15 protein-coding genes are annotated in these 13,685 nt (G+C 35.4%); 5 read left to right on the top strand and 10 right to left on the bottom strand.

The annotated features are described in order from the left end of the window. Window positions 1-6: 6 nt before the first annotated feature. Together LLS04_RS03490 and LLS04_RS03485 are read right to left on the bottom strand one after the other, a co-directional pair. Window positions 7-921 (bottom strand): metal ABC transporter solute-binding protein, Zn/Mn family, encoded by a 915-nt coding sequence (locus LLS04_RS03490; RefSeq protein ID WP_323611964.1) that lies wholly within the window; start codon window positions 919-921, stop codon window positions 7-9. Between the two features lies 1 nt (window position 922). Further along, the gene (locus LLS04_RS03485; protein ID WP_254007088.1) at window positions 923-1,576 is read right to left on the bottom strand and encodes a metal-dependent transcriptional regulator; all 654 of its coding nucleotides are present in this window, start codon (window positions 1,574-1,576) and stop codon (window positions 923-925) included. 147 nt (window positions 1,577-1,723) lie between these two features. Between LLS04_RS03485 and LLS04_RS03480 the strand changes: the two genes are divergently transcribed. Both LLS04_RS03480 and LLS04_RS03475 read left to right on the top strand, forming a co-directional pair. Beyond that, entirely contained in the window at window positions 1,724-2,386 is a 663-nt protein-coding gene (locus LLS04_RS03480) for a metal-dependent hydrolase (protein WP_323611962.1), read from the top strand. A gap of 98 nt (window positions 2,387-2,484) precedes the next feature. After that, complete coding sequence (locus tag LLS04_RS03475) at window positions 2,485-2,958, top strand: hypothetical protein (protein WP_323611960.1); 474 nt, start codon at window positions 2,485-2,487, stop codon at window positions 2,956-2,958. Between the two features lie 51 nt (window positions 2,959-3,009). Here the strand turns inward: LLS04_RS03475 and LLS04_RS03470 are convergent. The 4 genes from LLS04_RS03470 to pyrR form a co-directional block, all read right to left on the bottom strand. Then, a protein-coding gene (locus LLS04_RS03470; RefSeq protein WP_407933726.1) for an IS3 family transposase occupies window positions 3,010-4,160 on the bottom strand; the annotation gives its coding sequence in 2 pieces (ribosomal slippage) (window positions 3,010-3,896 and window positions 3,896-4,160; 1,152 coding nt in all). A 113-nt stretch (window positions 4,161-4,273) separates the two neighbouring features. Continuing rightward, window positions 4,274-4,900, bottom strand: a complete 627-nt coding sequence (gene pyrE, locus LLS04_RS03465) for an orotate phosphoribosyltransferase (protein ID WP_323611956.1) — start codon at window positions 4,898-4,900, stop codon at window positions 4,274-4,276. Further along, entirely contained in the window at window positions 4,897-5,586 is a 690-nt protein-coding gene (gene pyrF / locus LLS04_RS03460; RefSeq protein WP_323611955.1) for an orotidine-5'-phosphate decarboxylase, read from the bottom strand. Before pyrF ends, pyrE begins: the two co-directional genes overlap by 4 nt. A gap of 12 nt (window positions 5,587-5,598) precedes the next feature. Beyond that, window positions 5,599-6,108 carry a bifunctional pyr operon transcriptional regulator/uracil phosphoribosyltransferase PyrR gene (gene pyrR / locus LLS04_RS03455; RefSeq protein ID WP_323611954.1) on the bottom strand — a complete coding sequence of 170 codons (510 nt, stop codon included), beginning with the start codon at window positions 6,106-6,108 and terminating at the stop codon, window positions 5,599-5,601. 224 nt (window positions 6,109-6,332) lie between these two features. On the opposite strand from pyrR, the gene LLS04_RS03450 reads away from it, so the two are divergent. Together LLS04_RS03450 and LLS04_RS03445 are read left to right on the top strand one after the other, a co-directional pair. Then, entirely contained in the window at window positions 6,333-7,526 is a 1,194-nt protein-coding gene (locus LLS04_RS03450; RefSeq protein ID WP_323611952.1) for a helix-turn-helix domain-containing protein, read from the top strand. 110 nt (window positions 7,527-7,636) lie between these two features. After that, complete coding sequence (locus LLS04_RS03445; RefSeq protein WP_323611951.1) at window positions 7,637-8,860, top strand: MFS transporter; 1,224 nt, start codon at window positions 7,637-7,639, stop codon at window positions 8,858-8,860. Window positions 8,861-9,589: 729 nt separating this feature from the next. Here the strand turns inward: LLS04_RS03445 and LLS04_RS03440 are convergent. From LLS04_RS03440 to LLS04_RS03425, 4 genes are all read right to left on the bottom strand, one after another. Then, a complete protein-coding gene (locus LLS04_RS03440; RefSeq protein WP_323611949.1) occupies window positions 9,590-10,702 on the bottom strand; it encodes a cation diffusion facilitator family transporter in 1,113 nt (370 codons plus the stop codon). 17 nt (window positions 10,703-10,719) lie between these two features. Next, the gene (locus tag LLS04_RS03435) at window positions 10,720-11,559 is read right to left on the bottom strand and encodes a VOC family protein (RefSeq protein ID WP_323611948.1); all 840 of its coding nucleotides are present in this window, start codon (window positions 11,557-11,559) and stop codon (window positions 10,720-10,722) included. Between the two features lie 68 nt (window positions 11,560-11,627). Next, complete coding sequence (locus tag LLS04_RS03430) at window positions 11,628-12,047, bottom strand: Fur family transcriptional regulator (protein WP_003774120.1); 420 nt, start codon at window positions 12,045-12,047, stop codon at window positions 11,628-11,630. 12 nt (window positions 12,048-12,059) lie between these two features. Further along, on the bottom strand, window positions 12,060-12,686 hold the full coding sequence (locus LLS04_RS03425; RefSeq protein WP_323611946.1) for an IMPACT family protein: 627 nt from the start codon (window positions 12,684-12,686) through the stop codon (window positions 12,060-12,062). 79 nt (window positions 12,687-12,765) lie between these two features. Between LLS04_RS03425 and LLS04_RS03420 the strand changes: the two genes are divergently transcribed. Beyond that, window positions 12,766-13,635: a DegV family protein gene (locus tag LLS04_RS03420; RefSeq protein WP_323611945.1), complete on the top strand. Its 870-nt coding sequence runs from the start codon at window positions 12,766-12,768 to the stop codon at window positions 13,633-13,635. Window positions 13,636-13,685: the final 50 nt, after the last annotated feature.

Genomic DNA, 13,685 nt, shown 5'->3' with positions numbered 1-13,685 from the left:
TTTCTTTTATTTTAAGTTGTCTACAATTGTATCAACGTTAATTTTATACGTTTCGATATAACTCGCATCTTCTTTTAAGGAGTCCGAATAAATTTCTCCACCAATTGAAACATCAAAGCCACGATCTTTTACAGCCGCTTGTAATGATTCAATTGTTTTCTTAGGTACGCTTGATTCTGTATAAATTGCTTTAATTTTTCGATCAACAATCAAATCTGAAACTTTATTAATGTCTGCAATACCTGCTTCAGATTGAGTTGAAATCCCTTGAATTGCTTCCACATGAACGCCAAAGTAACGACCGAAGTATGCAAAGGCATCATGGGCTGTAACTAATACACGTTGTTGTTCAGGAATCTCAGCGATACGGTTTTTAATGTATGTATCCATATCTGCTAACTCTGATACATATTTTGTTGCATTTTGTTGATAATAGTCTTTATTTTCTGCATCAAATTCTGATAATTTATTGGCTACATGTTGTGCACTTTTTTTCCATAGATTTACATCAAACCAAATATGTGGATCATGACCACCTTGTTCCTCATCATTGATAATATCGCTAGGATCAAGAGCATCTTCTAATTTGATAATTTTTTTCCCTGATCCTTCAAGACCCGAAAGTACATCATCCAATTTTGCTTCAAGATGAACGCCGTTAAATGCTACAACGTCTGCTTCTTGAATTGCTTTCACATCGCTTGGTTTTGCTTTATACAAGTGAGGGTCAACCCCTGCAACCATCATTCCATTTACTGATACCTTATCGCCACCAATAATTTCCACAAGATCTTTAATCATTGTAGTTGTCGCGACAACATTTATTTTCCCATCATTTTCTGTTGATGGATTATTCGGTGCTGATTTACACCCTGTTAATACTAAGAGTGAAACAAGTAAAACTGCTAATATTTTTTTCATACTATTCCTCGCTATCTAATATTACGTAGATTTCTTGTGATGCTTTATGACTAACCGGAACATGTCGATTGTCGATCAAGATATGGTGGGGTCCTTCATATGGATCAACTTCCACAACTTCAAAAGTTGCACCTAGATTCAATTTCACATGTTCTAAATAATTTAAGAGCTCTTCGTGATCACGAACTTTCGATAAAACGCCACGTTGGCCTTTTTTTAATGAACTTAATGGGACAGATTGGTTAATATCTTCCGTCGCATTACCATAAATCCGACTTCCGTGTGGACAGTGTTCTGGAAATCCTAAGAATTCATTCAGACGATTTGCAAGGAGTTCTGAAGTACCATGTTCAAGAACTTCCGCATCTTCATGAACCTCAGTCCAGGAATAACCGAGATGCTCTACGAGAAATACTTCCCAAAGTCGATGCTTACGAACCAAGGTTTGCGCCTCTAACGTTCCCTTCTCCGTTAAGGATAATCCCAATTCTTTATCTTTAACTACATGATCCGATTCAATAAGTTTACGAACCATCTCACTTGTTGAGGCGGGAGAAACGCCTAATCGTTCAGCAAGTTCCTTATTGGTTAGCTTTTCGTTTTTTTCATTACATGAGTAAATTGTTTTTATATAATCTTCACGATTCGGTGTCATTGCATACCTCTTTCTAATAATTAGGCTAACCTAATTCAATAGTAGTATACACCTAACCTTGTAGTTGCGCAAGCCTTTATTCATTACTTTTTTTTCACATCGGTTACACGCTATCCCGTGTTACACTAAGGTAAAGGAGGTTTTCTTATGGAATTTATTTGGCATGGACATTCGTGTTTTGAAATTATTTGTAGCGGGAACAAGCGTTTGATTATTGACCCCTTTATTACAGAGAACTCATTAAGTACCACAGATATCTCAAAAATATCTGTCGATGCTATCCTTATAACTCATGCACATGAAGATCATGTTGGGGATTCAGTATTAATCGCAAAGCAAAACAACGCACAAATAATCTGCATTGTGGAACTCGCAAACTTTTTAGAGCATGAAGGCCTCTCGACCATTGGTATGAATCTTGGTGGTACCTATCAGCTACCCTTTGCATCCATAAAAATGACTCCGGCACTTCATTCTTCTTCTTATAAAGGAAAGGAACTGGGTGTCGCTGCTGGATTTGTGATTGATGATGGACATAATCGCTTCTATCACGCTGGAGATACTGCACTTTTTAGTGATATGGAACTTATCGGCCCAGTTGATGTCGCGTGTTTACCCATCGGTGATCACTTTACAATGGGTATTGATGATGCAGCACATGCTACTCACTTTATATCTTCCCGCTACTATATACCTATGCACTATAATACATTTCCCCTTATCGAAGCCGATCCCGAATTATTTAAAGAAAAATGTTTACCCAAAAAAGTTATCATTCCTAAAATAGGCGAACTTTACCATGTAAACTGACATCTAAGCATTGATTTCTTGTATATAGAATGTTTTCGTCCATTCAGTATTGTTTAGTAAACAGAGTGGAGTATAATAAAATTAAAGGAGTGATAATTATGTTACAGGAAAGAATTAATCGTGTTATTAATAATCATCAAATGAGTTGCGAGCACCGCAGTCATTACCTCTATATACTAAAAGGGTTTAATGTCGTCCTTGATCGCTTCACGGTTCCAGTCGAAAATTTAGACGTCAATCGTATTGAAGAGCAGAAAAACTTCTATATTAAATATGAAGAAGCTATGACATTAGGGGATGGGATCATCCAACGACTTAAAGATAATAAGTATGATATATGGATTGTTGAGTTTAATTTATTCGATGGTGTGTATCTCGCCAAACGTGTCCTCACAGACTATTTAGATGCAACACCACTCGATGATCTCTTTTTGGTTACCTATCCAGAACTTACATGGGTAGAATCTCATAAGACAATCGCAATCTTTAATACTGATAACCCTCTAAAAGGGATTGTTGATGATTCATTGGATAACGAAGCTCGACTTGAATTGTTTAAAAACATGAAATAAAAAAAACTTAGTATGGTACTGACCTATAGTTTTGGTACCAAATAAAAAAAGTTACGAGCTGGAGTGTGATTTTCGATATTCGATCGGAGATTTATACCCCAGCTTTTCTTGTATTCTATATTCATTGTAATATTTTATAAATTGTATCACTGTTTGTGATACAATTTCATTAGAACTCTTTAGTTGAGGTTCTAAATGGAATGTTTCGTGTTTCAAGTAACCATGAAACATTTCTATTGGGGCATTATCAGATGGTTTTCCTGGTCGGGACATACTCATCGTAGTGCCTTTTTCTTTTACCTTAATTTGATATGAGTGTGCTGTATATACTGATCCTTGGTCACTGTGAAGGATACACGATTCATTTAAATTTGGAAGTTGGTTTAAGGTATCTAGCACACACTCGAGATCCTGATTATCACTAATCGTATACGCAATAATTTCTCGATTATATAAGTCCATAATACTCGATAAATAAAGCATTGACTTTCCAAAAAGTAAATAAGTTATGTCTGTCGATAACTTCTCAAAGGAACGATCTGCGTTAAAATCTACATTGATGATATTTTCTACTATCTTAAATGGTTGTCCAGTTGATTTTCTGCGTTTTGGCCTTACTTTACAGTTCAAGTTATTCTTTTGCATTATCCTTTGAACGGTATTCTTATTAGCTGTCATTTCTTTATTCACAAGATATGTAATTTTACGATATCCATATCTATACTTATTCTCTGCACAAAGAGTCTTCACTAGTTTGACAAGCTTTGAGTCTTCTTTACCGATTGGAATCTCTTTTTTCCATCTGTTGTAAGTAGTTCTTGAGATGTTTAAGGTTTCCAAGACTTTCTTTTGAGTTATTTTGCCTCTATAGAAATCTACGAGCTGAATGATTGCTTCCGGTTCCACTTCCTTTCCAACTCCCGATACTTTTTTAAGATATCGTTCTGCATTTCCAACTGCTTTATTCTTTCTTTATCACTCGTATTCTGAATTGTATCCGGACCATGTCCATAACTGTATTGCTTTCCAATTGGTTGATCAAAACGATAGAATTTTCCATCTCGATGCCGATAATACCACGTATAGACTTGCGAAGCACTCTTGATGTTTAACTCAGACATAATTTCCATTACAGGAACTCCAGCGAGCCTCATTTCAACTGCCTTTAATTTAACTTCTCTTGTATAAAACTTGTTTTTCATATAAAAAATACCTCCATCTTTCCATTTTACAATGAATTGATAGAAGTATTCTTTTTTTTATTAAGTACCACTAAACTAGGTCAGTTCAGTATATTGATTATACTAAGTTTTTTTTATTTAAATGATGATGGATCTATTGCCCAAGATTGTAATAACTCAAGATTATTATCCGTTATCGCTTCCATTTCCCGTGCAACTTGAATTAACGTGGAATAATTCGATAAGGTATGGAGTTTAATGTTTGCTTCATTGAAAGCCACAAGAGCTTTTTTAAGCTCATATGTAAAGACTGCATAAACACAAAGAACTTCGATGCCTTCGGCTTCGAGTGCATCATAAACCTTAATACAACTTCCCCCAGTTGAAATCAGGTCTTCAATAACAATTACTTTCGATCCCTTTGGAATCATGCCTTCAATCTGCTTCCCTTTTCCATGATCTTTTGGTTTAGGGCGAACATAAGCCATTGGTTTATCAAGCAAATCAGAAACCCAACATGCTTGTGGTATCCCTGCAGTTGCTGTTCCAACAATATACTCTACTTCTGGATATGACCGTCTAATTGCCTCCGCAAATGCTTCTGCAATATATTTTCGAACATGTGGATAACTCATCGTAATTCGGTTATCACAATAGATTGGACTTTTAATACCACTTGCCCATGTAAAGAGATGATCAGGGCTTAATGTAACAGCCTCTACTTCAAGTAAGTACTGTGCAATTTTTTTAGATGTATTCATGATGCTACCTTCCATTCTGATACAATTTGTTCATAGGCTAAAACAGGATCTTTAGCTTGAGTAATTGGTCTCCCGACTACAATATAGCTGGAACCATTTGCTTTAGCTTGGGCAGGGGTTGTGACGCGTTTTTGATCCCCTTTTTCCGAAGTGTTCGGTCTTATTCCAGGAGTAACTGTTAGAAAGTCACTTCCTAATGTTTCTCGGATATGTTTGGATTCTAAGGGTGAACATACAACCCCATCAAGTCCTGCATTACGTGTTAATACTGCGTAGTGTAATACAGAATCATTTAACGAGGCGTGAACTAATTGTTCTTGTTGCATCTGAAATTCAGATGTTGAAGTTAATTGCGTTACAGCAATCAGGATTCCTGCTTCACCAAAACCATTTCGTGCCGCTTCCATCATTTCAAGTCCCCCAGCTGCATGAACATTTGTCATATCAACACCCATTGTTTTTAATCGACGCATTGTACGCTCAACAGTATTTGGAATATCATGAAGTTTAAGATCGAGGAAGATTTTATGTCCTCTCTTTTTGATTTCATGAATAATTGATGGTCCACTCTGATAGTAAAGTTCCATACCTACTTTCACAAAAAGCTTTTGTCCCTCAAATAAATCTAAGAAAGATAGTGCTGCTTCCGTTCCTTCAAAATCTAGTGCAATAATAACATTTTCCATTATGTTCTCCTTCTACGTAGTTTCAAGCACAACTATATCTTTACCATCCGTCTCAATCGTTTGAACGTATATGCGTTCTTTACGAGAGCTTGGAATGTTTTTACCAATAAAGTCTGCGCTAATAGGTAACTCGCGATGGCCTCGATCTATAAGTACTGCGAGGGAAATTGAAGAAGGACGACCCAAATCAATAATTGCATCCATCGATGATCGAACACTTCTTCCAGTAAATAAAACATCATCCACAATAACCACATGTTTTTGTGTTAAAACATCAGAGCGTTCAATGATTTGTTTTGAACGTACATCATCTCGATAATCGTGTATATTTAAACTCAAACATGGAACAAGCCCTTCAATACTTTCAAGTTTCTTCTGAATCCGAGATGCGATATCGATTCCTCGTGTTTCAATTCCCACGAGCACGATATCTTCAATGCCTTGATATCGTTCTAAAATTTCGAATGCAATACGGTTAATTGCACGTTGTATTTCCTCTTGATTCATAATTGTTTTTGTCATAATTTCCCTCCAATCATAGAAAAGAGCCCCTTCTCGCGCACGAAAAGAGGCTCATCATTTGATGAAGTGGTTGTTTCTCTTTCCTTGCTTGCCTCTCTGGACAATTTTAAAGGTTCCTATTTCTTATTCATCATATGCGTTTATCGTTTATCTGTCAACTCTTAAACATAATATCCGTGTCAATCTGCAGTTTGTGATAGAATGAATTTAAAGGGGGTAATACGATGCTTGGAACACTATTAAGAAATGATCGGCTTAACCAAAACATGAGTCAACAAGCCCTTTGCGAAGGAATATGTTCGATATCTTATCTTTCTAAAATCGAATCAAATACCGTTACACCAAGTGAAGAAATATTATATTTACTGTTTGATTGTTTAGGAATTAATTTAGTTCAAGACCAATCAAAAATTGAAATGTTTACGAATGGTTATAATTCCTTTTGGAATGATTATTTGGCTTATACAACTCCACTTATTTCCAAAGAATTAAAGTCACTTGCAACATTGTGCTTATACTCGAATGAAACAATTAATGCGCATCTTCTACTTTATTATTCCACAAACGATGATCAATACCTTAATCGCCTCAAAGATTTTGAACCAATGTTTTCAGTTGATCAACGCCTTGCTTATACACTCGCTTTTTCCGAAACACTGACTTCAGAAAATAAGATTCATTATTTACTTCAAACAACCGGCATTGATAAATACGGTATTATTCACCAAGAACTTGGAATTACTTACTATATTACGGGACTTTATTACAGTGCAATTGAAACACTCAGTCAAGCTTACAAGTTCTTTTCAAAACAAGGTAATGTAAAAGGGATGTATCTGAGTTCTTTTACGATGGGTTCATCCTATGCGAATTTAACCTATACAAGTCCTGATCAGTTAGAAATGATGGAATTCTACTATAATCGGGGCTTAAAACTTAATCGTTATCTCGAAGAACCTAACGCTTCAAGTTCGATAAACTATAATCTCGGTGCAACGTATTTGTTAATTGGAGATTACACAAAAGCTCAATTGCATCTTACACGTGCATACGAAAACGTTCAAACTGAAGGAACTCAATTTCAAGAACTCAACACCTTAATTCTTCAAAAGTTGTGTCTTCTAAACATTCTCCAAAACCAACGAGATCTCGCCCACAACCATTTCAGTAAACTGGATGAGCCTACTGATCGACTCTCTAAAAATGTTTACGACTTACTTGAGTTTATGTTGGAGCGGCCAGGCTATATCCACGAGAAGGAATATGAGGATATTTTGATACTGTGTAAAGACACTGCAAATCTTCAAGCACATCACGGTTATGTACTTATGTATGTGAAGTTTCTCATTCAATACTACAAAGCCAATCGTCTTTATAAAAAAGCACTCAATCTTACGAGTGAGTACAAGATTTCTTAATATCGCTCAAATTATGTCTTAAAACGGCTAATATTACCTCACAATTTCCCAACAAAAGCCTCTTACATCCATTAAACAAAACGTGTTTAATAGATATAGGAGGCTTTTCTATGCATGAACCATTATGGAATCAAAATTTTATTCGCGTATTTTTAGGTACTATTTTCTCAGAAATGGGTGGTATCGGTCTTAACCTTGCCCTAAGCTTAATAATCTTTGACCAAACGCAATCGACTTTACTATCTGGAATCTTTGCAGCACTCTCTATGATTCCCAATTTAATGCTGCCACTTGTCATAGGGCCTCTTATTGATCGTAAAAACCCACTCAAAGTTCTCATAACTAACGAATCGATCTTACTTATAGTATTTGTTTTTTCTGGACTATACGTTTATTTTTTTCCGTTTAATTACTACTCGTATTTGTTGATAATTCTTGCCATCAGTTCTTTGGGAAACATTTCCGCAATTGCTTCTCAGTCCATCATCCCTCAAATCATCCTGCCCGAAAACTTTTCACGAGCTAATGCAATTCTCAATACCATTCACCCTTTATGTAGTGTTATCGTCACACCAATTGCTATCATGCTTTATCGCTATTTTGGCTTGGCTTTCATATTCTTTGCATATTCTCTTCTAACACTTATTGATGTACTAATTGAGTATACGATAAATACGGAATTTGACTATATTCGTTCCGATAACACGACCTTAAGTGATTTATTTAATGATTTGTATGGAGGTCTACTCTATCTGAAATCAGATCGCGCGCTTCGTTCTGTATTCATGTTCTTTGCGCTTGTGATTTTCTCAAGTGCCTCATCAACCCTAATGTACCCATTCTTCATGTCGAGTGCTTCTCTAAACGAAACTCATTTTGCCACATTACAGTCCCTCGCAAGTCTTGGTTATTTGATTGGAGGGTTGATTCACAGTATTCTTATTTTTAAGGATAATCATCGTTATGCAATCGCTGTCTCTGTCTATATTCTTTTTATCACACTTGAGAGTATTTTCTATTTTGTGTCATTTCCTTTTATGGTTCTTATTCGCATGACACTTGGTGTATTAGGGATGAATAGTGCAAATATCCGAATAAGTTCCGTCCAAAAACATGTCCCTGCACAATATCGTGCGAAAGTTAATTCCTTTTTCATTATTCTTGTTTCAGGAGCTGGAATGGTTGGTCAAGTTGTGTTTGGTGCTCTTGCGGAATACTTTCCGATTCCCCAAGTTCATCTTTTTGCACAGGTATTCTACCTTCTTGCATTAATTGCCTTTATACTTCCTCGAAAAAACAAGGTTAAGGAATTTTATAATTACCGTACAATCTAACTTACAACATTGTAAGTTAGATGTAAGTAAATTCAATGGCTAAAATTTCAATGTTTTTCTATCATAGTTATAGAAGGAGTTGATACTTTGTCCACACTACTTGAATCGATTAGTCAATATAAAAATTTCTTACTACTCATCAATCCACTCCTTGCATTATTAAGCTTTTATAGTTTTTATGCCTCAAAAAATAGAAAGATTATGCTTTATTGGCTTTTTGCTGGTAGCACACTTGTGTTTATACTTAATGCACTATTCAACGCTTTTGTCCTAGCACCACAGTATCAAGTACATGCAAATTTATGTTTTACACTTTTCTTAGTCTTCTTACTCTTATATTTGTATGAATATTTTATTACCGAGAAATATCCAACCTTCCAATTGATTGGTTGGTTCCTGTTACCTTTTGTACTCTTTCTCATTTATAAGTTTATTAAACACGCTAGTATCGTTATCGCTTTTCTTAGTATTCTATATATTTTTAGAAATTCTTATAATCATCAAGTATTTGGGTGGGTGATTCTGTCTTTGGTACTATCATTCTTACTGAATCCATTTTATTCATTAAGTATCTTATTGATACCCTTCTCTCAATTTAGAAACTCCGATTCGCTTCGAACACTTATTTCATCACTCATTCTTATTTATCCACTTACACTTTGGTCAATTAGCGTCTTCGCTACATTTTCCTAATAAAAACGTCCTGGTTATATCACCAAGACGTTTTTATTAAATCAATTGATCCGTATCCATCGTAATTTCTAAATCATATTTGATTCCTTCACTTCTTAAATACTCTGTAATTTCTTGTTTAATTCGTTCGGGTTCATGCTTCAGTGCATCACATAGAACAATTTCAAACCGAAGTACGTGGTTAATTATACGTAAATCATGAAACTTACATCCATCACACGCTTCTCTTAAGTATTTTTTAATTACACGTTGAATATTTAATATCTCCGGACTATCCATATCTAAAGGATCTAAATGAATTACAAGGTCAATATTTGTTTCCTTCTTAATCTTCTGTTCAATCACATCAATGATATTATGAGCTTCAATTAATGATAACTTAGCATCCACTTCTACATGCACAACACCATATACATGAAATTTACCATAGTTATAAATCATCACATCGTGATATCCTTCAATCTTAGGATTATCACACAAAATTTGTTTTACCTTTAATAAGGTATCTGTGTCCGGTCTACTACCCAAAAGCTCGTTCATAAACTCTCGAAGCATTGTAATTGATGAATAGATGATAAACACTGCAATGATAATCCCGAGATACGTATCAATACGCAAATCGAAATAATATTGTATAAAAAGAGATAATAAGATTGACCCTGTTATGAATACATCGTTTTGACTGTCTTTCGCATTCGCAACCAGTACATCAGAATCTGCTGCTTTAGCTTTCTTTGCATAATAAAACGACATTCCTAACTTCATCATAATCGAAAACACCAATACAAAAATCATAGCCATACTCATTTGCATAGGCATAGGATTTAAAATATCCTTCACGGATGATTTAATGATATCGACACCTAAGTAAAGCATAATGATTGATATCACAAAACCACTAATGTATTCAAAACGCTCATGGCCATAGGGATGCTCCTTATCTGCAGGCTTCGCAGCAATTTTAAATCCAACAATGGTGATAATCGACGATAAACTATCGGATAAATTATTAATTGCATCCGCAAGGATCGCAAAACTATGCGATAAGGTACCAATGATTAATTTTAAGGTAAAAAGAATCAAGTTACAGACTATCCCCACTATACCTGCCTTGATCCCAATCACATTTCTGTTTTCTAAGTTTTTCATATACCTATTATATCATATTAAATTTTCTCGAAGATAATGTTTATGTGAAATGGGTCGATGATTTTAAAATGATTTTCATCTAAATCAACAATCCTCTCGCCAGCCTGAATGAGTTCTTTCCTGTAAGTAGTAAATGAAGGTGTCGTCACTGTAAATGATTCCATACCACTTGTATTATCAGGTAAATCCGCAATATTGGGTCCTGCCCATTCATTAATCCCTATATGATGATGATATCCATCTCTTGAAACAAAAAGTGCCTTCTGCATTTCCGTTTTAAGCTCAAAGCCTAATCGATCCAAATAAAAACTACGAGCACCCTCAATATCTGATACTTGGAGATGAACATGTCCCAAGATAGTATGCTCAGGCATTCCGCTCCATGGTTGAGGATAAGCAATACGCATAAGTCCCTCTACATCAACCGCTCTTGTTCCACCTACAATCGTTCCATTGTTGTTGATAATCCAGGACGATCGTGGACGATCCGCATAAACCTCAATACCGTTTCCTTCGGGATCATTCAGATAAATAGCTTGTGAATAAAGATGATCTCCAAGCCCAGTAATCGGTTGTTTTAAAGCAACCAGGTGTTTAATGAATTGCCCAAGATACGCTTCCTCTGGCAATAAAAATGCCATATGATAAAGTCCACTGTAATTTTGATTAGGTTTTTCATAACGATTGGAAGTCTTTAATGTGAGTAACGGAATGTGATCAATTCCTAAAACAACGCTCTCTTTATGTTGATTTAGAACTGTAAGCCCTAATGTTTTTTCGTAGAAAGATTGCATTGATTCAATGTCTAAAACTTTAAGTACGACGTTTTTGATTGATATATTGTTTAATGTTTTCATAGTTTCACCTCTATTAACATATTACTACACTATGTTATAAAAGAAAGGATTATGCATAAAAAAAAGTGCTAAGCACTTTTTTGACACTCTGGACATAACCCGTAGAGTTCTAATTGATGTCGATCGATAATATACCCGCTATCACGCGCAACTTTACCTTCATAATCTCCAAGTGGACATCCCTCAATAATTGTGATGGTTCCACATTGGGTACAAATAAGGTGATGTTTATGAATATGTCGTTTATAGTCATATACACTTTGCGATGGCTCAAGTGGCACTGTCTTGGTTATAATATTTTTTTGTTCAAAGACATCCAAAACACGATAAATCGTGGATAAGTCCATGTATTCTCCAACTGCATCCAATGATTCACGAATTTGATTGATTGTGATGGGTGTATCACTGTCTTTTAAAATCGTTAAAATCGCTTCACGTTGACGTGTTGATTTTATGCCATGATGATTTAATTCTGTTTTGATATCCATAATCAAGACCTCCTAGATAAACTCAATTGATTCTTTAATAATACTTTTACTTATAGTTCCACGGGTTAAATCATTTAACGGTTCCAATAACATTGGATGCGTTACGCGTACTTGATAACGTGCTAACGAATCATAGTTACGATCTAAAACCGTTCCAACACTTGTAATGTGGAGTTCCACATCGTTAATAAACTCATACGGAAATGAGAGATCCATCGTAAATACTTTCTGAGGTGCTAATAAATCCGCTTCTTCAATCGTAAGCGAGACAGTTGATCCGTAAGCTCTGATCAAACCACCAACCCCAAGTAAGACCCCACCATAGTATCGCACCACAACTGCAATCACACCTTCAAGTTTGTGACCGCGAAGGACTTGAAGCATCGGTAATCCTGCTGACGATGCAGGTTCGCCATCATCATTTGATCGTTCAATCTCACCCGTTCGATAAGCACTACAATGATGCGTTGCTTTTGGATGCATTTTTTTAATTGATTTTAAGTATGCCTTTGCTTCTTCTTCAGATTGAATTGGCGCTAAAAAGCCAATAAATTTAGATTTATTGATTTCTTGTTCCGAAATTACTTCTGATTGAATTGTTTTATAGTCTAATTGTTCCATGTATGTATTATAAATCATTTTGGTTCTTTCATAAAGGAATATAATAGTTTGACATTCAAAGTATTATATTCTATAATGCTCTCATTGGAGGATATGTATGAAAAAATTAGCGATTGTCTGTGATTCATCAGTTTGTTTCACACCAGAAGAAATTAAAAAGTATAACGTTTTTATTGCGCCATTAACTTTAATCCATAACAACACTGAGTATTTAGATCAAGAAACCATTTCAAAAGAAGAGGTTCATGAATTACTGTCTAAGAAGGAAAAGATTATGACTTCTCAACCTAACCTAGGTTCATTGATCAATCTTTTTGAAGCAATTCGTGATGAAGGACATGATCAAATTCTTGCGGTAACACTCTCTTCGAATCTATCAGGTACTTACAGTGCCTTTAATCAAGCCGCATCACATGTAGATGGATGCGAGATTCATGTTGTAGACTCATTTACTTTAGGTGGTCCCGTTCAACAAACCGTAAAACTTATAAGAGCTATGGAACTTAACGGCGTGTCAATCGATGAGATGATAACACGAATCAATACATTTTTATTACGCACCGAGTCATTTGTATATCCACAAAACTTAGATCAATTACGTGTTAGTGGACGAATTTCAAAACATGCTGCGACTCTTGCATCACTTTTAAAAGTTAAACCCCTTTTATATCTTGAAAACCATGGTTTAACCATCGAAAAATTTGGAACTGCGCGTACAGAAACTAAGATTTTTGAACTGTTAATTAACCATATGAAAGAACAAGGCGTTACACCTGAATCATATGATTTTTATTACTTACACAGCGATGCGAAAGAAATAACAACACGCCTTCGTGATGCGATTTCCGAATCATTTGGTACTCATGATGCATATATTATGGACTTACCAGCTGCAGTCGCAACGCATGCAGGTCTCGGAACTGTCGCAATTCAATGGATTCCAAAAACCGATAAATATATCAAGTGAGGTCGTATGCCTATCAATATTAGTGTATAATGATAGTACTTGGAGGTTGT

The sequence above is a fragment of the Erysipelothrix enhydrae genome (assembly GCF_035066605.1).
Classification (GTDB): domain Bacteria; phylum Bacillota_I; class Bacilli_A; order Erysipelotrichales; family Erysipelotrichaceae; genus Erysipelothrix; species Erysipelothrix amsterdamensis.
Note: the sequence above shows the minus strand (reverse complement) of the source record. Positions and strands in the feature narration are given on the sequence as shown.